This is a genomic window from Bradyrhizobium barranii subsp. barranii (genome assembly GCF_017565645.3).
GTDB lineage: Bacteria > Pseudomonadota > Alphaproteobacteria > Rhizobiales > Xanthobacteraceae > Bradyrhizobium > Bradyrhizobium barranii.
On sequence record NZ_CP086136.1, the window covers coordinates 9,556,830 to 9,577,557 of the forward strand.

At 63.9% G+C, this 20,728-nt stretch carries 24 protein-coding genes; 7 read left to right on the forward strand and 17 right to left on the reverse strand.

Annotated features, from left to right (window positions below; all coding sequences use genetic code 11):
- Positions 1–64 precede the first annotated feature (64 nt).
- The 15 genes from J4G43_RS46375 to urtA form a co-directional block, all read right to left on the reverse strand.
- A complete protein-coding gene (locus tag J4G43_RS46375) occupies positions 65–1,723 on the reverse strand; it encodes a CHASE domain-containing protein (protein WP_014498206.1) in 1,659 nt (552 codons plus the stop codon).
- A gap of 299 nt (positions 1,724–2,022) precedes the next feature.
- A complete protein-coding gene (gene ureG / locus J4G43_RS46380) occupies positions 2,023–2,646 on the reverse strand; it encodes an urease accessory protein UreG (RefSeq protein ID WP_063980981.1) in 624 nt (207 codons plus the stop codon).
- 39 nt (positions 2,647–2,685) lie between these two features.
- Positions 2,686–3,414, reverse strand: a complete 729-nt coding sequence (locus tag J4G43_RS46385; RefSeq protein WP_208089580.1) for an urease accessory protein UreF — start codon at positions 3,412–3,414, stop codon at positions 2,686–2,688.
- Complete coding sequence (ureE, locus tag J4G43_RS46390; protein WP_208088831.1) at positions 3,395–4,015, reverse strand: urease accessory protein UreE; 621 nt, start codon at positions 4,013–4,015, stop codon at positions 3,395–3,397. Before ureE ends, J4G43_RS46385 begins: the two co-directional genes overlap by 20 nt.
- A 12-nt stretch (positions 4,016–4,027) precedes the next feature.
- Positions 4,028–4,327 carry a putative quinol monooxygenase gene (locus J4G43_RS46395; protein ID WP_007599815.1) on the reverse strand — a complete coding sequence of 100 codons (300 nt, stop codon included), beginning with the start codon at positions 4,325–4,327 and terminating at the stop codon, positions 4,028–4,030.
- Positions 4,328–4,491: 164 nt separating this feature from the next.
- Positions 4,492–6,207 carry an urease subunit alpha gene (gene ureC / locus J4G43_RS46400; protein ID WP_208088832.1) on the reverse strand — a complete coding sequence of 572 codons (1,716 nt, stop codon included), beginning with the start codon at positions 6,205–6,207 and terminating at the stop codon, positions 4,492–4,494.
- Between the two features lie 34 nt (positions 6,208–6,241).
- Entirely contained in the window at positions 6,242–6,781 is a 540-nt protein-coding gene (locus J4G43_RS46405) for an HD domain-containing protein (RefSeq protein ID WP_208088833.1), read from the reverse strand.
- Positions 6,782–6,784: 3 nt separating this feature from the next.
- Entirely contained in the window at positions 6,785–7,090 is a 306-nt protein-coding gene (locus J4G43_RS46410; protein WP_007599812.1) for an urease subunit beta, read from the reverse strand.
- A gap of 10 nt (positions 7,091–7,100) precedes the next feature.
- Positions 7,101–7,403, reverse strand: a complete 303-nt coding sequence (locus J4G43_RS46415; RefSeq protein WP_027530203.1) for an urease subunit gamma — start codon at positions 7,401–7,403, stop codon at positions 7,101–7,103.
- Between the two features lie 39 nt (positions 7,404–7,442).
- Positions 7,443–8,273 (reverse strand): urease accessory protein UreD, encoded by an 831-nt coding sequence (locus J4G43_RS46420; protein ID WP_071916693.1) that lies wholly within the window; start codon positions 8,271–8,273, stop codon positions 7,443–7,445.
- Between the two features lie 36 nt (positions 8,274–8,309).
- The gene (gene urtE, locus J4G43_RS46425; RefSeq protein ID WP_014498215.1) at positions 8,310–9,005 is read right to left on the reverse strand and encodes an urea ABC transporter ATP-binding subunit UrtE; all 696 of its coding nucleotides are present in this window, start codon (positions 9,003–9,005) and stop codon (positions 8,310–8,312) included.
- Positions 9,006–9,008: 3 nt separating this feature from the next.
- Positions 9,009–9,770, reverse strand: a complete 762-nt coding sequence (gene urtD / locus J4G43_RS46430; RefSeq protein WP_014498216.1) for an urea ABC transporter ATP-binding protein UrtD — start codon at positions 9,768–9,770, stop codon at positions 9,009–9,011.
- A 5-nt stretch (positions 9,771–9,775) separates the two neighbouring features.
- On the reverse strand, positions 9,776–10,945 hold the full coding sequence (gene urtC / locus J4G43_RS46435) for an urea ABC transporter permease subunit UrtC (RefSeq protein WP_208088834.1): 1,170 nt from the start codon (positions 10,943–10,945) through the stop codon (positions 9,776–9,778).
- Entirely contained in the window at positions 10,942–12,549 is a 1,608-nt protein-coding gene (urtB, locus tag J4G43_RS46440; RefSeq protein ID WP_208088835.1) for an urea ABC transporter permease subunit UrtB, read from the reverse strand. Before urtB ends, urtC begins: the two co-directional genes overlap by 4 nt.
- Before the next feature lie 82 nt (positions 12,550–12,631).
- Positions 12,632–13,954: an urea ABC transporter substrate-binding protein gene (gene urtA / locus J4G43_RS46445; protein ID WP_063980975.1), complete on the reverse strand. Its 1,323-nt coding sequence runs from the start codon at positions 13,952–13,954 to the stop codon at positions 12,632–12,634.
- A 506-nt stretch (positions 13,955–14,460) separates the two neighbouring features.
- Between urtA and J4G43_RS46450 the strand changes: the two genes are divergently transcribed.
- The 3 genes from J4G43_RS46450 (at position 14,461) to J4G43_RS46460 (ending at position 16,823) form a co-directional block, all read left to right on the forward strand.
- The gene (locus tag J4G43_RS46450; protein WP_208088836.1) at positions 14,461–16,032 is read left to right on the forward strand and encodes a DEAD/DEAH box helicase; all 1,572 of its coding nucleotides are present in this window, start codon (positions 14,461–14,463) and stop codon (positions 16,030–16,032) included.
- A 23-nt stretch (positions 16,033–16,055) separates the two neighbouring features.
- On the forward strand, positions 16,056–16,343 hold the full coding sequence (gene infA / locus J4G43_RS46455; protein WP_008131890.1) for a translation initiation factor IF-1: 288 nt from the start codon (positions 16,056–16,058) through the stop codon (positions 16,341–16,343).
- Between the two features lie 267 nt (positions 16,344–16,610).
- Positions 16,611–16,823, forward strand: a complete 213-nt coding sequence (locus tag J4G43_RS46460; RefSeq protein ID WP_028148374.1) for a cold-shock protein — start codon at positions 16,611–16,613, stop codon at positions 16,821–16,823.
- A gap of 190 nt (positions 16,824–17,013) precedes the next feature.
- On the opposite strand, the gene J4G43_RS46465 is transcribed toward J4G43_RS46460, so the two are convergent.
- Positions 17,014–17,511 carry a pilus assembly protein N-terminal domain-containing protein gene (locus J4G43_RS46465; RefSeq protein WP_063980973.1) on the reverse strand — a complete coding sequence of 166 codons (498 nt, stop codon included), beginning with the start codon at positions 17,509–17,511 and terminating at the stop codon, positions 17,014–17,016.
- A 158-nt stretch (positions 17,512–17,669) separates the two neighbouring features.
- A complete protein-coding gene (locus tag J4G43_RS46470) occupies positions 17,670–18,497 on the reverse strand; it encodes a sterol desaturase family protein (RefSeq protein WP_208088837.1) in 828 nt (275 codons plus the stop codon).
- A gap of 269 nt (positions 18,498–18,766) precedes the next feature.
- On the opposite strand from J4G43_RS46470, the gene J4G43_RS46475 reads away from it, so the two are divergent.
- The 4 genes from J4G43_RS46475 (at position 18,767) to cpaB (ending at position 20,717) form a co-directional block, all read left to right on the forward strand.
- Positions 18,767–18,931, forward strand: a complete 165-nt coding sequence (locus tag J4G43_RS46475) for a Flp family type IVb pilin (RefSeq protein ID WP_014498224.1) — start codon at positions 18,767–18,769, stop codon at positions 18,929–18,931.
- A 70-nt stretch (positions 18,932–19,001) separates the two neighbouring features.
- Positions 19,002–19,148: a hypothetical protein gene (locus J4G43_RS46480; protein WP_167768029.1), complete on the forward strand. Its 147-nt coding sequence runs from the start codon at positions 19,002–19,004 to the stop codon at positions 19,146–19,148.
- 123 nt (positions 19,149–19,271) lie between these two features.
- Positions 19,272–19,796, forward strand: coding sequence for an A24 family peptidase (locus J4G43_RS46485; protein WP_208088838.1), 525 nt, complete (start codon positions 19,272–19,274; stop codon positions 19,794–19,796).
- 126 nt (positions 19,797–19,922) lie between these two features.
- Positions 19,923–20,717, forward strand: a complete 795-nt coding sequence (gene cpaB / locus J4G43_RS46490) for a Flp pilus assembly protein CpaB (protein WP_063980971.1) — start codon at positions 19,923–19,925, stop codon at positions 20,715–20,717.
- Positions 20,718–20,728: the final 11 nt, after the last annotated feature.

Below are 20,728 nucleotides of genomic sequence, written 5' to 3' on the forward strand. Positions count from 1 at the left end.
CGGAAAAGTGCGAAGCGATTTGCCGAAAAGATCATGCTCAAAACAACAATCTGAAGCGCGATCTCTATCGCACCGGCCTGACCGGCGCCGAGATCTTGTCCGTGCGGTCGCGCTCGGACATGTCGACCACCGTCTCCATCGGCGCCGTCAATTCATAGACGTAGGAGGCGTCGGTGAAGTAGCGCTTGGCGGTGCCGCCGAGCGCTTCGGGCGCGACACGGTCGAGCAGGATCAGACCGAAATCGGAATCCGGACGGCGCGTCGCCTCGCTGGTGTTGAACTCCTCCCAGCGGAAATGGAAGACCTCATCGGTCCCCTCGCCCGTCACCGTCCAATTCGCGGTGATGTGCGGATGCTTTCCGACCAGCGACAGACCTTCGTCGGAGTGCGAGGCGAGCTCGAAGAACAGGAGCGACAGGCTCTGCGCGGCGCGCGCGCTGACCGCGATGTCGGGGCCGGTGACGGCGATGCGGTCGGCATGCGGGATGGCGCGCGCCTCGAACAGGCCCTTCAGCTTGACGCCCTGCCACTGGCTCTCGCTGAGCAGCGAGACCACGTTGGACATGGCGTGGATACGGCCGATCAGCAGTTCACGCGCAACGTCGATGTCCGAGCCGTGGCGCAGCGTGCGCGTCACGATCGACTGGATCACCGCCAGGATGTTCTTGACCCGGTGGTTGAGCTCGTCGATGACGGCGGTCAGCCGGCGCTCGAAGCCGATCCGCACCTGGATTTCCCGGCTGAGCCGCAGATTGTTGTAGGCGACATAGCCGAACAGGCCGCACACCATCGCGGTGATGGCAAAACCGATCGCCGCCACGATGATCGCCGTCTGCTCGGCGCGCCGCGCCGAATTGGTCTTGGCGTAGTAGCCGAGATGCCAGTCGCGCCCGCCAAAGCTCACCGTGCGCGTCGCCGACGGCGCCGGCCCGTCCGCGGCCGTCATGCGTGACGAGACCACGCCCTGGTCGTTGGCAACGAGCTCGCCACCTTCCCTGCGCGGATCCTTCAGCGCGACCGAGAACAACGACATGTCGTCATTGGTCAGCATCAGGGAGGCGAGCTCGTAGGAAAATGTGACGAAGCCGGCCGGCTCGGTCGCGCCCTCGGGAATGACGGGCGCGGCCACGATGATGCCGATGGGCCCGCCGCCCCGCAGCAACTGAACCGGGTCCGAGGCGACCGACCTCTTCTCGACACGCGCACGCGTCAGCATGGCGCTGCGCACCTGATCCTGCTCGTAGCTGCGGCCGGGCAGCGCCTTGGTCTCGTTGCTGCGCGGCTCGAGGTCCATCAGCACGTCGATCGGCTGGGTGACCTTCGCAAGATCGATCGGCTTGTCGTCATACGAGCGGATCTGCGGATTGGGGAAGCCGGCGCTCGCGATCGCGTCCTCCGCCGGCAGAAGCTCGTTCGGCTTCAGCCGGGCGACCCACCCGGCGACCACGAAATCGGTCTTGAAGGCGTAGATGGCCGAGCGCAACGGCTCCAGCATGTTCGGCTTGATGACCGACGGCGCACGGAACAAGCCTGAGGCGACACGCGCAAGCAGCTCGCGCTCGGTCAGCCGGTCCTGGACCAGGCTCGCGTGGACGTCGATCGCGCGCGCCAGCGCGATCCGGTCCAGTGCCAGCTCCTGGTCGTGGACGCGATAGGCCGCGAGCCCGGAGAGCAGGGCTCCGAGCAGGGCGATGAAACCGATGATAAAACCCAGCCGGACCACTTCGACTACTCAGGCGAAAACAGCAGGTCGGCAATAAACACGGAGCATATCAACGCCGCTCGAACGGCCATGTGCCGAAACAGAGTGGACCCCAGTAACGGAGATAATGAAGGAGGAGGCATCAGTACGCAACTTCGGTCGCCTGAAAAGCTTAATTCGCCCGGCCGATGGTCTGGCCATGACGGCTTTGCTCCGGGCACCGGAGGTAGTTAATCGCCGTGTCCGAAATTTGTTCCGCGGATGCGGCTTTTGCCCCAGACGTTAACGGCGGAAAACGCCTGCGCCACGACGTCGCGCCGTCAGCCTGCCCGTTTCAGGCCGCCTTTGGCCTCGATAAAGCCGACGATCTGGTCGAGCCCCTCGCTCTTTTTCAGGTTGGTCATGACGAAGGGGCGCGCGCCGCGCATGCGCCTGGCGTCCGTCTCCATCTTCTCCAGGGAGGCGCCGACATGGGGCGCGAGGTCGATCTTGTTGATGACCAGGAGGTCGGAGCGGGTAATGCCGGGGCCGCCCTTGGACGGGATCTTGTCGCCGGCCGCCACGTCGATGACGTAGATGGTGAGGTCGGCGAGCTCCGGGGAAAAAGTGGCAGCCAGATTGTCGCCGCCGGACTCGATCAGCACGAGGTCGAGCCCAGGGAATTTTGCGCGCATGTCGGCGACCGCGGCCAGGTTCATCGAAGCGTCCTCGCGGATCGCGGTGTGCGGGCAGCCGCCGGTCTCGACGCCGGCGATACGGTCCGGCGTCAGCGAGCCCGAGCGCACCAGGAATTCCGCATCCCATTTGGTGTAGATGTCGTTGGTGATCGCCGCGATGTCATAGCGCTCGCGCATGGTCTTGCAGAGCAGGTCCATCAGCGCGGTCTTGCCCGATCCGACCGGGCCGCCTATTCCGACGCGCAAGGGGCCGTGAGATTTCGACATGTCACTCGCTCTCTCTCGATGGGTTAAAGGCCGCACCGCTCACGAGCGAAACAGCCGCGTATATTGCGTCTCGTGCCGCAGACTGGCGAGATCGGCGCGGAAGGTCGCGCTGCCGAGGTCGTCCAATGTCGCATTCAACGCACGATTGGCGGTCGCGGCAACGGCGGCTTCCAGCTTCACCAGCACCCGCTGGCAGTCGGTCTGACCGAGCGGAATGAGGCGGCTCGCCGCCGAAATCCAGTTCGAGACCAGCGCGTGCAGGAAGGCGTGCAGCGTCGGCGCCAGCGGCACGCCGTGCACCGCGGCGACCACCCCGACGGCGACAGGATAGACCAGTGCCGCGCGACATGCCGCAACCATGGCATCCAGCCCGTCGGCATCCCATGCGGCGCGGGAGATGTCGATGAAGGCGCGGCCCTGCGAGGTCGTCTCGAGCTGCCGCTCGCGCGACGGCACGAAGGCGGCGGCGAGCTCCGCGATATCGTTCAAGGTGGTGTCCTCGCCCAATTCAGTGGCGCGATAGGCGTGGACCAGGAACGTCGCATCGCAAAAGCCGGAGCCGTCACCCAGCATAGCGTCGAGCCAGTCGGCCAGGGTCGAGGTGTCGGTGATGTCGCCCGCCTCGACCGCCCATTCGATGCCGCTGGAATAGGAGAAGCCGCCGACCGGAAAGGCTGGCGACAGCCACGTCATCAGCCGGTACAGCGCCGCCGCCTCGCGCTCGGCGAGGTCACCGGCACTCACCGGCTCATTTGTGGTCATGAGCATGCTTGTGGCCGTGGTGGTGGTCGGGGTGGTCGCAATGCTCGTCGTGGTGATGGTCGTGGCCATGGTCATGCGCGGCATGATCATGGTGGTCGTGGTGATCGTGACCATGATCGTGGTGGTGATGGCCGTGATCGTGATGCACATGGTCGTCGTGGCCATGTGCATGGCCGGCATCGGCGTAAGCGCCGCCCTCGGGATCGAACGGCGCCTCGATCTCGATCACGCGCGCACCGAGGCCTTTCACCATGGCCTCGATGACATGGTCGCGGCGGATGCGCAGGCTCTTGGCCATGATCTGCGTCGGCAAATGGCGATTGCCGAGATGCCAGCCGACGCGAATGAGGTGGTGCGGATCGCGGCCGCGGATCTCCAGCAGCGGCTCGGGCGCCGCGACCACTTCGACCAGCCGGCCGTCCTCCAGCACCAACGCATCACCGCCGCGCAGTGCGACGGCATTCTCCAGGTCGAGCAGGAATTCGAGGCCCCGCGTCCCCGTCATCGCCATGCGGCGGCGGTGCCGGTCGTCGAAATCGAGCACCACCGTATCCGCCGGCGTCTCCGTGAAGCCGTGCTGTCCCTTAACCTGCGTCGCCCGGATCATGCTTTTACCCCGTTACCGTGTCTCGACCTTCTCGGGCGTGATCACTTCAATCTTCGGCGGCGCCGTAAAACACTTCACCGCGACGCGGCCGAACGTCTTCATGTGCTCCATGGCGCGATGCGGCACCAGCGCCTCGGCATTCTCCCACTGCTCGACGAACACCATCTTGGCGGGATCGGTGACGCTCTCGTGCAAATCATAAGCGATGTTGCCGGGCTCCTTCCGCGTCTCCTTGATGCAGGCGGTGGCGGCCGCAATGAATTCGGCGCGCGTCTCGGGCTTGATGGTCAAGGTGGCAACGACGTAAATCACGAGAAATCCTCCCGGCTTTTCTTCTAAGGTAAGATACCGGGCGGGACCTTAGACCAGGCGGGGTCGAACGCAAAACCGGAAAAGCCGCCCCAGGACATGCAACAAGACATGCAACAGGACATGCAATCGGGACATGCGCCGGGGACATGCGTCCAGACGCTATTTCAGTACATGAAATATCGCTGCGCCATCGGCAGCACCTCGGCGGGCGCGCAGGTCAGCAGTTCGCCGTCGGCGCGCACCTCGTAGGTCTCGGGATCGACCTCGATATTGGGCGTGGCGTCGTTGTGGATCATGCTCTTCTTCGAGATTTTTCCGCGGGTGTTCTGCACCGCATAGAGCTTCTTGTCGATGCCGAGCTTTCGCGCGAGGCCGCCGGTGACCGCCGCCTTCGAGGTGAACACCACGGACGACGCGGTGCGCGCCTTGCCGAAGGCACCGAACATCGGCTGATGGTGCACCGGCTGGGGCGTCGGGATCGAGGCGTTGGGATCGCCCATGGGGGCCGCGACGATCGAGCCGCCCTTGATGATACAGTCCGGCTTGACCCCGAAGAAGGCCGGCGACCACAGCACGAGATCGGCGAGCTTGCCCTTCTCGACCGATCCGATCAGTTTCGACACGCCGTGCGCGATCGCAGGATTGATCGTGTACTTGGCGATGTAGCGCTTGACGCGGAAATTGTCGTTGTCCTTGCCTTTGTCCTGGTCGAGCGACCCGCGCTGCTTCTTCATCTTGTCCGCGGTCTGCCATGTCCGGATGATGACCTCGCCGAGGCGGCCCATGGCCTGCGAGTCCGAGGACATCATCGAGAGCGCGCCGAGATCGTGCAGAATGTCTTCGGCGGCGATGGTTTCCTTGCGGATACGGCTCTCCGCAAACGCGAGGTCTTCCGCGATCGAGGGATCGAGATGGTGGCACACCATCAGCATGTCCAGATGCTCGTCGATGGTGTTGCGGGTGAAGGGCCGCGTCGGATTGGTCGAGGACGGCAGCACGTTCTTCAGCCCCGCGACCTTGATGATATCAGGCGCATGCCCGCCGCCAGCGCCCTCGGTGTGGAAGGCGTGGATGGTACGGCCCTTGAAGGCCTTGACCGTATCCTCGACGAAGCCGGATTCGTTCAGCGTGTCGGAATGCAGCATGACCTGGACGTCGTAATCGTCGGCCACCGACAGGCAGTTGTCGATCGCAGCCGGCGTGGTGCCCCAGTCCTCGTGCAGCTTCAGCGCGCAGGCGCCGCCCTTGATCATCTCGACCAGGGCGGCGGGCCGCGACGCGTTACCCTTGCCGGAGATGCCGAGATTGACCGGGAAGGCGTCGAACGACTGGATCATCCGCCCCATGTGCCACGGCCCCGGCGTGCAGGTGGTGGCGAACGTGCCGTGCGAAGGGCCGGTGCCGCCGCCGAGCATCGAGGTGACGCCAGACATCAGCGCGTGCTCGATCTGCTGCGGACAGATGAAATGGATGTGGCTGTCGAAGCCGCCGGCGGTCAGGATTTTTCCTTCGCCCGCGATCACGTCGGTGCCGGGGCCGACGATGATGGTGACACCCGGCTGGATGTCGGGATTGCCGGCCTTGCCGATCGCCGAAATCATGCCGTCCTTGATCGCAACGTCGGCCTTCACGATGCCCCAGTGGTCGACGATCAGCGCATTAGTGATGACGGTGTCGGCCGCGCCCTGCTTGTTGGTGACCTGCGACTGCCCCATGCCGTCGCGGATCACCTTGCCGCCGCCGAACTTCACCTCCTCGCCGTAGGTGGTGAAATCCTTCTCGACCTCGATGATGAGATCGGTGTCGGCCAACCGTACCTTGTCGCCGGTGGTCGGGCCGAACATGTCGGCATAGACGGAACGCTTTATTTTGACGGACATCACAAGCCCCGTTTGCGTTTGAATTCTTGGTTGTTCACAGCGAAGCCCTCGCTGCGCTTACGGCATCGTCGAATTTTGCATCGAGCCACGAATTGCCGCCACGGCATCCGGCGACGACCTCCTCAGCCCAGCCCGTGTAGTCGGCGAGATCGTCGCGCTCTTCGGCGGACGGGTCGGAATGAATGCGCGCGCCGATATTGCTGATCTTGTCGGCGATCTTGATCAGCTTGGCGCCGGCCGTCTTCTTCGGTGCATCGACGATCTGCTGGCGTCGCCGCTCTGGTTTGGGCAGGCTCATGTCGTCGGTACATTCAACGACGAGGGAGGCGACGCGGTCCGAGAATTTCCGCGCAAGTTCTTCGCGCGTCGTTTCGGTGTCCTCGATCGCATCATGCAACCACCCGGCCGCGACCAGCTCGGCATCGGCGCCATCTGTCGCTATCGCAAGCAGGTTCGCGACCTCCGCGAGATGATTGATGTAAGGCTCGTTCCCCCGCCCCTTGCGGGCCATGCCGTTGTGCCGGCGCGCAGCCAGCTCAGCGGCTTCGGAGATGAGGCGCACGGCGGAGAGCATGACTCACAGCTTCCCCATCACGTCGCCGCGAAAACCGTAGATGGTCTTCTTGCCGGCCACGGCGACGAGCTGGACGTCGCGGGTCTGGCCGGGCTCGAAGCGGACGGCGGTGCCGGCGGCGATGTCGAGGCGCATGCCGCGGGCTTTCTTGCGGTCGAACTTCAGCGCCGGGTTGGTCTCGAAGAAATGGTAGTGCGAGCCGACCTGGATCGGGCGGTCGCCGGTGTTGGCGACCGTCAGCGTCACGGTCTTGCGGCCGGCATTGAGCTCGATCTCGCCGTCCTGGATGAAGAGTTCGCCGGGGATCATGCTCTCGCTCCTACCTGATCGGCTCATGCACGGTGACGAGCTTGGTGCCGTCCGGAAAGGTCGCCTCGACCTGGATGTCGTGGATCATTTCAGGAATGCCCGACATCACCTGGTCGCGGGTGAGGACCTGCGCACCGGACTGCATCAGCTCGGCGACGGTGCGGCCGTCGCGCGCGCCTTCGAGGATGAAGTCGGAGATGATCGCGATCGCCTCGGGATGGTTGAGCTTGACGCCGCGATCCAGCCGGCGGCGGGCGACGATCGCCGCCATCGAGATCAGGAGCTTGTCCTTTTCGCGGGGAGACAGGTTCATGCAGCATCTCTTCCGTTCAATGCATCAATTCAGCAGCCATCAACTCAGCCACAGCCGCGGCAGCGCCGCGCCGGTCCGCGCCAGCACCGCCATCATGTCGGCGCGCAAGCGCGCCGCATCTTGGGCACAGAACCGAGCCATTGCAAAGCCATTCCAGGCGGAGATTCCGACCTCGCCGGCGAATGACTCCGAGGCCTCGCGGATACGCTCGATCAGCGGCTCGTCGCCCGGAACGATCAGCGCCGTACCGATCGCGGCACCGCCCTTGGCCACTGCCGATCGCCCAAGTTTTGCACCGATATTGCCGTCGAGCCTGACGGTTTCGGCGAACACCAGCTTGCCACCACGACGCAGCCGCCAGCGATCAATGAACTCGCCCTGCTCCATCCGCTCGCCCATGGCGGTGCGGCCGAACACGACGATCTCGCAAAGCAGAAGCGAGGCGGCCTCGTCGAGCTCAATGTCGAAGCGACGATGGACCCGGGCACGATCGAACAGGATCGTCTCCTGGGGCAACCAGCCGAGGTGCGCGCCGGCGGCGACCTTCAAGGCGATATTGAGCTGCGCCGCCGCCCCCGGCGCGCGATAGACCTTCTCGGCCGCGGCCGTGGTCAATGTCAGGCGTGCCCCCTGGCCTGCCGCGATCTCGATGTCAAAACTGTCTCCGCCGGCAACGCCACCAGCCGTGTTGACGAACACGCCGGAGAGCCCCTCGCCCTCCGGCGAGGGAAAGCGCACGCGCAGGGAGCCGGACTCATGCAAGACGCCACGCCGCGTCACGCCATCGCGGGCATGGACGTCGAAGCGCACCGCGCCGCGGGCGCGGTTCGCCTCGAAAACCGAAGATGTCGTTAAAGCGTCGCTGCGCATCCGTCTCCCCAGCCGGCCGCGGCAGAAATATTCGGATTACAGCGCCATTTGGCGGCTGATTTCGGCCGGATCGAGATTGGATCGGTCGCAGGAGAACTTCACCGCGCCGCGATCCATCACGGCGAAACTGTCGCCGAGTTCGCAGGCAAAGTCGAGATATTGTTCGACCAGCACGATGGCGATGTTGCCGAGGTTACGCAGGTAGGAGATGGCACGGCCGATGTCCTTGATGATCGACGGCTGGATGCCCTCGGTCGGCTCGTCGAGCAGGAGCAGCTTTGGCCGCATCACCAGCGCACGCCCGATCGCGAGCTGCTGCTGCTGGCCGCCGGAGAGGTCGCCGCCGCGCCGGCCGAGCATCGATTGCAGCACCGGGAACAGCGAGAACACGTCGTCCGGGATGTGCCTGTCCTCGCGCTTGAGCGGACCGAAGCCGGTCTTGAGGTTCTCCTCGACCGTCAGCAAAGGAAATATCTCGCGGCCCTGCGGCACGAAGCCGATGCCCTTGCGCGCTCGCTCGTAGGGCTTGAGCCCGGTGATGTCGCTGCCGTCGAGCACGATCGCGCCCGAGGAGATCGGATACTGGCCGACCATGGCGCGCAACAGCGAGGTCTTGCCGACGCCGTTGCGTCCGAGCACGCAGGTGACCTTGCCGGGCTCTGCGGCGATGGAGACGCCGCGCAGCGCCTGCGCCGCGCCGTAGAACAGGTTGATGTCCTTGACCTCAAGCATTGCTCAGCGCCCCAGATAGACTTCGATGACCCGCTCGTTGGACGAGACCTGGTCGATGGTTCCTTCCGCGAGCACGGTGCCTTCATGCAGGCAGGTGACCTTGACGCCGAGCTCGCGCACGAACGTCATGTCGTGCTCGACGACCATCACGGTGTGGGTCTTGTTGATCTCTTTCAGCAGCTCGGCGGTAAGATGCGTCTCGACGTCGGTCATGCCCGCGACGGGCTCGTCGACGAGCAGCAGCTTCGGATCCTGCGCCAGCAGCATGCCGATCTCGAGCCACTGCTTCTGACCGTGGCTCAGGCTGCCGGCGAGCCGGTTGCGGGCGTCGGTGAGGCGGATCGTCTCGAGCACCTTGTCGATGCGCTCGGACTCCGCCCTGCTGCCGCGCCAGAACAGCGTGCCCTTGACGCTGTGGTCGACATTGAGCGCGAGCAGGAGGTTGTCCTGCACGGTCTGGCTCTCGAACACGGTCGGCTTCTGGAATTTGCGGCCGATGCCGAGCTCGGCGATGCGGGTCTCGTCCAGACGCGTCAAATCAGTGACGCCGTCGAACAGCACCGTGCCCTCGTCGGGCTTGGTCTTGCCGGTGATGATGTCCATCATCGTGGTCTTGCCCGCGCCGTTCGGGCCGATGATGGCGCGCATCTCGCCGGGCGCGAGCGTCAGCGACAAATTGTTGATGGCGTGGAAGCCGTCGAATGAGACGTGCACGCCGTCGAGATAGAGCATCGCGGAGGTCGCGCGTGTATCCATGACGTTCATTGCGCCTACTCCGCCATCTTGGGTTCGGTGACGCCATCTTCGGCCGCGGCGCTCGCGCTGGTCGCCGCGGTGCGTTTTTCTTTGGACGACTCCCACCAGGCATTGAAGGTGCCGACGATGCCCTTCGGCAGCAGCAGCGTCACCAGGATGAACAGCGCGCCCAGCATGAACAGCCAGTAGGGCGCGAGCATGCCCGAGGTGAAGAACGTTTTTGCGTAGTTGACGACGACGGCGCCGAGTGCAGGGCCGATCAGCGTACCGCGACCACCGACCGCGACCCAGATCACCGCCTCGATCGAATTGCCGGGTGCGAACTCGCTCGGGTTGATGATGCCGACCTGGGGCACGTAGAGCGCACCGGCAACGCCGGCCATGCAGGCCGACAACGCGAACACGAACAGCTTGTAGGATTCGACGCGGTACCCGAGGAACCGGCTGCGCGATTCCGCGTCGCGGATTGCGATCAGAACCTTGCCGAGCTTGGAGGACACGACGGAGCGGCAGATCAGGAAGCTCAGGATCAGCGCCAGGCAGCTCAGCGCAAACAGCGCGGCACGGGTGCCCTCGGCCTGCACGTTGAAGCCGAGGATGTCCTTGAAGTCGGTCAGGCCGTTGTTGCCGCCGAAGCCGAAATCATTGCGGAAGAAGGCGAGCAGCAGCGCGTAGGTCATCGCCTGCGTGATGATCGACAAATACACGCCGGTGACGCGGGAGCGGAAGGCGAGCCAGCCGAAGCAGAACGCAAGCAGGCCGGGCACGACCAGCACCATCAGCGCCGCGAACCAGAACATATCGAATCCGTACCAGTACCAGGGCAGCTTCGAATAGTTCAGGAAGACCATGAAGTCGGGCAGGATCGGGTTGCCGTAGACGCCGCGGGTGCCGATCTGCCGCATCAGGTACATGCCCATCGCGTAGCCGCCGAGCGCGAAGAAGGCGCCGTGGCCGAGCGAGAGGATGCCGCAATAGCCCCAGATCAGGTCGATCGAGAGCGCGAGGATCGCGTAGCAGACATATTTGCCCCAGAGCGCGACCAGATAGGTCGGCACCTGCAGGACCGAGCCCGCGGGCAGCAGCAGGTTGGAGAGCGGGATGAGGATGCCGCAGGCCGCGACGATGGCGAGAAAGATCGTCGCGCCGCGGTCCAGCGACCTGGTCAGCATGTGGGGGGTCATGCTTCCACCGCACGGCCCTTGAGCGCGAACAGGCCGCGCGGCCGCTTTTGAATGAACAGGATGATGAGAACGAGGATGGCGATCTTGCCGAGCACGGCGCCGGCGACCGGCTCCAGGAACTTGTTGGCGATGCCGAGCGTGAAGGCGCCGACCAGCGTGCCCCAGAGATTGCCGACGCCGCCGAACACCACGACCATGAAGCTGTCGATGATGTAGCTCTGGCCGAGATTGGGGCTGACATTGTCGATCTGCGACAACGCCACGCCGGCGATGCCGGCAATGCCCGAGCCGAGCCCGAAGGTCAGTGCGTCGACGCGCGAGGTGGCTATGCCCATCGAGGCCGCCATGCGCCGGTTCTGCGTGACCGCGCGCATCTCGAGGCCAAGCGCGGTGTAGCGCAGCATGGCAAGCAGGATCGCGAACACCGCGAGCGTGAAGACGAGGATCCAGAGCCGGTTATAGGTGATGGTGATCTGGCCGAGCTCGAACGCGCCGCTCATCCAGGAGGGATTGCCGACCTCGCGGTTGGTCGGGCCGAACATGGTGCGCACCGCCTGCTGCAGCACCAGCGACAGGCCCCAGGTCGCAAGCAGCGTCTCCAGCGGCCGGCCGTAGAGGAAGCGGATGATGCTGCGCTCGATCACGACACCGAGCGCGCCGGCGACGAGGAAAGCGAGCGGCACGGCGATCAGCAGCGAATAGTCGAACAAAGCGGGATAACGGGTGCGGATCACCTCCTGCACCACGAAGGTGGTGTAGGCGCCGATCATCACCATCTCACCATGCGCCATGTTGATGACGCCCATCACGCCGAAGGTGATGGCAAGGCCAATCGCCGCGAGCAATAGCACCGAGCCGAGCGAGAGACCGTACCAGGCATTCTGCACCGTGGACCAGACCGCGAGCGAAGACTGGATCGAGCTGATTGCGCTGGCCGCGGCCTTGGTCACCGAGGCCGGCTGGTCGCCCATCCCGGTCAGCAGCGCCAAGGCCTCCTGGTCGCCACGCGCCTTGAGGGTGCCGACCGCCTCGAGTTTCTCGACCTCGGTGGCATCCGACTTGAACAGCAAGATCGCCGCGCGGGCGTCGCCGAGCGTGGCCTTGATCGATTTGTTGGTTTCCTTGGCGAGCGCGGCATCGACCGGCTCGAGCGCGGTTTCCTCATGCGACTTGAAGACGGATTGCGCAGCCTGCAGGCGCGTTCCGACATCCGGAGACTGGAGCGTCAGATTGCCGATCGCGGCATCGACGCTGCGGCGCAGGCGGTTGTTGAGGCGCACCGCGCTGGCGCTGTCGGGAACGCTGGCGACGGGCTCGCCGGTCGCAGCATCGATCGACTTGCCGTCGGCACCGGTGACGTAAACCTTCTTGCTATCAGGGTCGGCCATGAGGCGACCGTCCTGGAGCGCGCTGATGATGGGGAAAGCCAGCTTGTTGCCGCTGCTCGCGACGACGCCGATCGCCTCATCGGTGTCGGAGAAATCGTCATTGGCGAATTTGGCGACCGCATCCTCGAACGGACCGGCAAAGGCCGGCAGTGCGAACGCGATCAGGAATAACGAGAGGACAAAGGTACAGAGACGAGCGGACAAATTGGTTGGCACTTTGAATCACCCCGGCAGAAGTGGGGAGAAGGCGGCGGAATAGCCGCCTCCTCCCGTCGTGCAATGAACCGACAGATCGGGATCAGGAGCCCGAGCCGAGGCACTTGTTGGTCTTGGTGTTGAAGTTGCCGCACTTCTTGCCGACCCAGTCGCCGACCAGGTCCTTGGAGCCATCGAGCTCCTTCGACCAGGCGTCGCCTGCGACAAGACCCGGAGTCTTCCACACCACGTCGAACTGGCCGTTGGCTTTGATTTCGCCAATGAACACCGGCTTGGTGATGTGATGGTTCGGAAGCATCTTGGAGGTGCCGCCGGTCAGGTTCTTGGCTTCGATGCCGGGCAGCGCGTCGATCACCTTGTCCGGATCGGTCGACTTCACCTTCTCGACCGCCTTGACCCACATGTCGAAACCGATGACGTGCGCTTCCATCGGATCGTTGGTCACGCGCTTCGGGTTCTTGGTGTAGGTCTGCCAGGCCTTGATGAACTTCTCGTTCTCGGGCGACTTGATCGACTGGAAGTAGTTCCAGGCGGCAAGATGACCGAGCAGCGGCTTGGTGTCGATGCCGGCGAGCTCTTCCTCACCCACCGAGAACGCGACCACCGGGATGTCCTTGGCCTTGATGCCCTGGTTGCCGAGCTCCTTGTAGAAGGGAACGTTGGCGTCGCCGTTGATGGTCGAAACCACCGCGGTCTTCTTGCCGGCCGAGCCGAACTTCTTGATGTCGGCCACGATCGTCTGCCAGTCGGAATGACCGAACGGCGTGTAGTTGATCATGATGTCTTCCTGGGCGACACCCTTCGACTTCAGGTAGGCCTCCAGGATCTTGTTGGTGGTGCGCGGATAGACGTAGTCGGTGCCCGCGAGCACCCAGCGCTTCACCTTCTCGTCCTTCATCAGATAGTCGACGGCGGGGATCGCCTGCTGGTTCGGCGCAGCACCCGTGTAGAACACGTTGCGCTCGCTCTCCTCGCCCTCGTACTGCACGGGGTAGAACAGGATGCTGTTCAGCTCCTTGAAGACCGGGAGCACGGACTTGCGCGACACCGAGGTCCAGCAGCCGAACACGACCGCGACCTTGTCCTTGGTGATCAGCTCGCGCGCCTTTTCGGCGAACAGCGGCCAGTTCGAGGCAGGATCGACCACGACGGCTTCGAGCTTCTTGCCGTTGACGCCGCCCTTCTTGTTCTGCTCGTCGATGAGGAAGAGGATGGTGTCCTTCAGCGTGGTTTCGCTGATGGCCATGGTGCCGGAGAGAGAATGAAGGACGCCGACCTTGATGGTGTCGTCCGCGGCCTTTGCGCCGGTCAATGAAGCCAGACCCATCATCAGTCCGGCGGTCGCGGCGAGAACGCCACGGCGGCTAAATGACGCCGCTATATCGTGAGTGGATTTGTTAAGCATGGATGTATCATCTCCCTGACGCAGACGTGAAAAAGACGCTGCGAAACGGCCCCACGGCCGCCTGCGATTAACGGAATCGCAAGAACCATGCCATGGGCTGGGCACATGCCAACCTATTGGTCAGATTATATAATTTCGCTGCAATCCAACTTTCGCCGCAGTCCAATTGCCCAAATCTTAGGCGAGTAAAATGTATGCCAATGCGGCAGACAGGTTATTTTTTAAGCAAAACAGCAACCCTGTCTAAATTTCCGGCATAACTATTTCTGCACTGCAATCGCGGTTTGAGGCCGCGTTGCCTTGAAACCGCCCCCTGAATGTTCCATATGGAGGTTCAAGACCTCTTGCGAATCAAGGGGTCGTAGCGAGCCGCGTGTTCTTAAGCCCTTTCCGGGCCTCTGGCTTGCCCATCCCATCAAGCCATCCGACACCCCAAACACGCAGGTGTCCATTCGACACCCTTATTGCGCGTGCCCCGCTGATTGCGCCGGGCGCTCGCTTTCGACATGGAAAGAACCCATCTTTTGACTTCCTTTCAGGACTTCGGCCTTGCCGAACCCATCGCGCGTGCTCTCGCCGAAGAGAATTACGTCACTCCCACCCCCATCCAGGCCCAGACGATTCCGACGGCACTGACCGGCCGCGACGTCGTCGGCATCGCCCAGACCGGCACCGGCAAGACCGCGTCCTTCGCGCTGCCGATCCTGCACCGCCTGCTCGAGAACCGGATCAAGCCGCAGCCGAAGACCTGCCGCGTGCTGGTGCTCTCGCCCACCCGCGAGCTGTCCGGCCAGATCCTCGATAGCTTCAACGCCTACGGCCGCCACATCCGCCTGTCTTCGACACTCGCCATCGGCGGCGTGCCGATGGGCCGCCAGGTTCGCGCGCTGATGCCCGGCCTCGAGGTTTTGGTGGCGACCCCCGGCCGGCTGCTCGACCTCGTGCAGAGCAACGGACTGAAGCTTGGAAGCGTCGAATTCCTCGTGCTCGACGAGGCCGATCGCATGCTCGACATGGGGTTCATCAACGACATCCGTAAAATCGTCGCCAAGCTGCCGATCAAGCGGCAGACGCTGTTCTTCTCGGCCACCATGCCGAAGGACATCGCCGAGCTCGCCGACGCGATGCTGCGGGATCCCGCCCGCGTTGCGGTCACCCCGGTGTCCTCGACCGCCGAGCGGATCAACCAGCGCATCATCCAGGTCGATTTCTCGGCCAAGCCCGCCTTCCTGACCAAGCTCCTGAAGGACGAGCCGGTCAATCGCGCGCTGGTCTTCACCCGCACCAAGCATGGTGCCGACAAGGTCGTGAAGACACTTGAGAAGGCTGGCATCGCCGCCAGCGCCATTCATGGCAACAAGTCGCAGAACCATCGCGAGCGGACGCTCGCCCAGTTCCGTTCCGGCGAAATCCGCACCCTGGTCGCCACCGACATCGCTGCCCGCGGTATCGATGTCGACGGCATCAGCCACGTCATCAATTTCGACCTGCCCAACGTGCCCGAGACCTATGTGCACCGCATCGGGCGCACCGCGCGCGCCGGCGCCGAGGGCACCGCGATCTCGCTGGTCGCCGGCGGCGAGGAACTCAGCTATCTCCGCGACATCGAGCGGCTGATCAAGGTAACGCTATCGCGTGAGGATCACCGCACCGATGCCGGGCGCCGCGATGCGGGCCCGCCCCCGCCGCAGCAACGACAGGGCCGGCCGGGCCGCCCGGGCCAGCGCCCGCAAGGCGCAAGGCATGGTGAGGGACGTCACACTGACGGACTACGCAGCGACGAAAGGCATGCCGACGGACGCCACCATAGCGCCGGCAAGCATGGCGACGGAAGGCCCGGCGAAGGTCGGCACGGTGACGGAAGGCATGTTGACGGACGTCCCGGTGGTAGCCAGAAGGTCTCGAAGGGGTCTCGCCGCCAACGGTCCGGTGGTAAGACGCATTCTTCCCCAACCGAGCGCCCGGAACAGCGTTCCGCGCATAGCGCCGGCAAGCCCGATGGGATACAAGGCGTGGCCTTTTTACGCCGCGAGAGTCGGCCGATGGGCCAACCGACCCGCAAACCCTATTCGCACTAGCCGTCCACGACCTGGAGAAATTCATGGCTAAGGAAGAGCTGATCCAGTTCGAAGGACTGGTCACCGAAATCCTCCCCGACGCGCGCTACCGCGTGCAGCTCGACGCCGGGCACGAGATCGTCGCCTACACCGCCGGCAAGATGAAGAAGAACCGCATCAAGACGCTGGCGGGTGACCGCGTGACCGTGGAAATGTCGCCCTACGACCTCGAGAAGGGCCGGCTGATTTTCCGCCACAAGGACGAACGTCCGAGTGGCGTGGGCGGGCCTCCCCGTCCCGGACAGCGCGGTGGCCAGTTCCGCCGCCGCTGATCCGCTTCCGGCATCTCGGCTGCGAAAGTAAAATTCTGACCTGTATGCTGATCCGCCGTGTCGATCGCGGCGGATCAAAAAATCGTGCACGTCAGGATTGTTTTGGTGCCTTAATTCCAATAAAATCACTCATCGATTTTCGGCCGGACGACATTGGCATCCACCGGTACAGCCGGTTCAGACACGCTGACGACCCTTCCAGAAACTCGATCTAACCCGCCTGCGAAAGTAGGCTTCGACACTGCACATCTGAGAAGGAACTACCCCGTGAGCATGGGAACCGTGAAGTGGTTTAACGCGACCAAGGGCTTTGGCTTCATCCAGCCCGACGATGGCGGCCAGGACGTCTTCGTACACATCAGCGCCGTCGAGCGCGCCGGTCTCGGCACGCTGCGTGAAGGTCAGAAGGTCTCTTACGAGATCGTGGCCGACCGCCGTTCCGGCAAGTCGGCGGCGGACAACCTCCGCGCCGCCGGTTGAGCCCACGGGCCTTTGGCCCGGACGGCTCTAGCGAGCAAGCAAAAGGAAAAGGCCGTGCGCAACGCACGGCCTTTTTTCATGTCCGAAAGAGCGGATGGACTCAGCAGGTCGTACCGGCCGCATCCGCGCTGTCGTAGACGCAACTGGACAACGCGTCGCTCTTGCCAGTTCGTCTTGCGAGCTCGTCTTGCTAGTTCGTTTTGGCGGCCGCGCCGGCGTTGCCGCTGGCGTTGTTGCTCAACGAACCGGCCTGGCTCATCGTGTTGTTGAAGTAGTTGTCGCTGTCGCCGAGCGTCACGCGGCGCTGGCACAGCGGCATGCAGCTGTAGGACTCGCGCTCGACCCCGCGATAGACGGTGACGAGCCGGTCGCTCGGACCTTCGACCTGGATCTGACGGTCGACCAGGATCTCACCGCCCCGGTCGAGCGCGATGAAATTGGTGGCGCCGTAGCCCTTCCCGGTCACGACGATCATGCCGCCGGGCTGGAGCGTGACGTCGGCGATCAGGGGATTGCCGACCACGATGGTCGCCACCTTGCCGGGCAGCCTGACCAGCTTGGCCTGGTCGACATTGACGGCGATGGTGTCGGCGGTCGCCTCGGCAAGGCTGGCGGCCGGCGATGCCAGCACCGCAGCCGCAACCAGAAGACAAACGCGCGCATGACGGCGCAGCAACTCTTTACGCATACTCTTACCCCCGGGACGTCACAAACCGGCAGAAGCGATTCGATACACAGCGGAGCCGGTGCCCGACCCGGCTAACCTGCCCTTAATTCGTGAACGTTCCGCAAACTCGCCGACTATTGTTTGAACGGACTGGGCGTTTTGCTGCCTCGGAAGATCCCTCACTGGCGGAACGGATAGGCGAGCTGGCCCCCGATCTCCTTCGGCATGGTCGCTTCGTCCTTGCCGTAGTCCTGCGGCAGTTTCCCCTCCGGCATGCGGAAGGTGCCGAACAGCACGTCCCAGATCGGAAACGTCCCGGCAAAATTGGTGTCACCGCCCTCTTCGAGCGCGGTGTGGTGCCAGCGGTGGAACACCGGCGTCGCCAGCACATATTTGAACGGCCCGAAGGTCCAGTTCAGGTTGGCGTGCACGAAGGCCGAATGGAAGGTGGTGAACGGACCGAGCCAGATCATGACGTTCGGGGAGATGCCGGCCATCAGCAGAACGACGTCGACGCCGATCGTCCCGAGCATGAGATTGACGGGATGGAAGCGGGCCGCGGAAATCCACCCGATCTCCTCCGACGAATGATGGATGGCGTGGTACTTCCAGAATCCGCCGTCGTGAAACAGCCGGTGCAGCCAGTACAGCATGAAGTCAGACAGCACCAGGAACAGTATGGCCTGTACCCACAGCGGCAACGCCGCCAGCGGGCCGTGGCCATTGTCGTAGAAGGCGATCAGGTCGTCGGCGTCGTGGATGTTGAAGACGGCACCGGCACCGACGATCAGGAGTCCGATCCGCATGGTGCGGGCGAACACCGGAACGAAGAACCAGTAGCAGATGTCGGTGAGGATCTCGCGCTTGCGCCACCACGGCGCGCCGGGATTGCAGGCCCAGAAATGCTCGAGCACGGTGAAGACCGCCGCGAGCGCGAAGGTGACGGGGACCATCTTCTGGATGGTCTCGCCGAGCATCAAGGCAACTTGCATGGGCAGGCTCGACATCGTCGCCTCTCTTCCAAACTTCTGATCCCGCTTAGGCCTACTCCCCGAAATTTAAGGGAGGGTGAAGTACACGGCGCGCTTGGGGCGCATTTGGAACAGGAAGAATTTCGATTGCGTCCTTAAGGCCAAATTCACTCTGGGCAAAAGCATCGGGCTGGAAGCGGGTTTGCCCGATCGAATTAACTCTACCGAAAGAGCTCGGATCTCATGTTTATCGCGTCAAGCACAGCGCCGAACGAGGCGATCACACCCCAGACGGAGTTTAGTTCATGAAGAACCTGATTGCGCGTTTCGCGAAGGATGAATCCGGCGCCACCGCCATCGAATACGGCCTGATTGCCGCCGGCATCGCACTGGCCATCATCACCGTCGTCAACAACCTCGGCAGCTCGCTGAACACCAAGTTCGGCTCGATCAGCTCCTCGCTGAAGTAAGCGACCGACCAACGACGGCAAAAGCCCCGGACCTCCGGGGCCTTTGTTTTTCCGAATGCGGCGAGTTCCAGTGGCGTTACGCGAGTACAGAACCGAAGCCGCGGTTGCGGCGAGCGAGGCGGAGGCGGCCGAGACCTCTTCGCCGGCGTACTGGGTTTGCCTTGCGCTGCTGCTCGCGACGGCCGTCCTCGCCGCGCGCATTGCCAGCATCTGGTGAGTGCGTCTCCGGCAGGTCCCTGCTCGCAGCGCCGCTGCCGCCGTTGTCGGTTTGTTTAGCACTGCCGGCTAGCATGCGGCGACACCCCGATCCCGCGATGAACCCAAGCTCAAGACGCCGCCCATGATCCTCGACCTTGCGCGCCTTCTGCTCTTCCCGGCCCTGATGGCCTTCGCCGCCGCGAGCGATCTCTTCACGATGACCATCTCGAACCGCGTGTCGCTGGCGCTGATCGCGGGCTTCTTCGCGCTCGCGTTCGCCGGTGGCATGGCACCTTACGAGATGCTGAGCCATGTCGGCGCCGGCGCACTGCTCCTCGTCGTGGCCTTCGGCTGCTTTGCGATGGGCTGGATGGGCGGCGGCGATGCCAAGGTCGCGGCTTCGGTCGCGCTCTGGTTCGGCTTCGCGCAATTGATGGATTTCCTGCTCTACGCCTCGCTGTTCGGCGGAGCCCTGACGCTGCTCCTGCTCCAGTTCCGGCAATGGCCATTGCCTTACGGGCTGGCGGGCCAGGCCTGGCTGGCGCGGCTGCACGACAAGGAGAGCGGCATTCCTTACGGCATCGCGCTCACGCTCGGCGCGCTGATGGTCTATCCGGAGACCGAATGGGTGAAGGCGATCGACCTCGCTCACCTCGCACTGCGCTGAACGCACCGGGTAAGCCGGCGTTAAGCCGATTTAGATACGCCTCATTAACCATGCTTTGACGAATAGCTGGTCAACTGCCGATTACGGCGGCGGCTGCGTCGCTGCGTTTTGTGGAAAGTGAAGCGTATGAATAGGGCACGCATTGTCGTCCTGACGGTCGCCATCTGCGCCGGCGGTGTCGCCGCGTACCTGGCGAGCGGCTCGGACTCTGCGCCGCCACCGGCGGCTCCGGTCGCACAGCTTCCGACCGTCGACGTCCTGGTCGCCAAGAACGACATCGGCCTCGGCCAGACCGTGAAGCCGGAAGACGTGCAATGGCAGACCTGGCCGGCTGCGACCGCCAGCTCCACCTTCATCCGCCGCAACGAGCGCCCCGAGGGCGCAACCCAGGTCATCGGCTCGATCGCCCGCGCGCCCTTCATCCAGGGTGAGCCGATCCGCGACCAGAAGCTGGTCAGGGCCGAGGGCTCCGGCTTCATGGCGGCGATCCTGCCGACCGGCATGCGCGCGATCTCGACCGAGATCTCGCCGGAGACCGGCGCGGGCGGCTTCATCCTGCCCAACGACCGCGTCGACGTGCTTCTGACGCGCCGCCTCAAGAACGCCGACCAGGGCGCCGGCGCCCAGGACATCGTCACGTCCGAGATCATCCTGGCCAACGTCCGCGTGCTGGCCATCGACCAGGCGCCGAAGGAAAAGGACGGCCAGAACGCCGTGGTGGGCAAGACCGTCACGCTCGAGCTCAATCCCGCGCAGACGGCGACGCTCTCCGCGGCCCGGCAGAGCGGCACGCTGTCGCTCGCGCTGCGCAGCATCGCCGACGTCAAGATGAGCGAGATCACGCTCGATGATTCCGCGAAGCGCGATGGCGTTTCGATCATTCGCTACGGCATCCCAAGCGCGACGGCGAAGGCACGATGAGGACTGTCGAT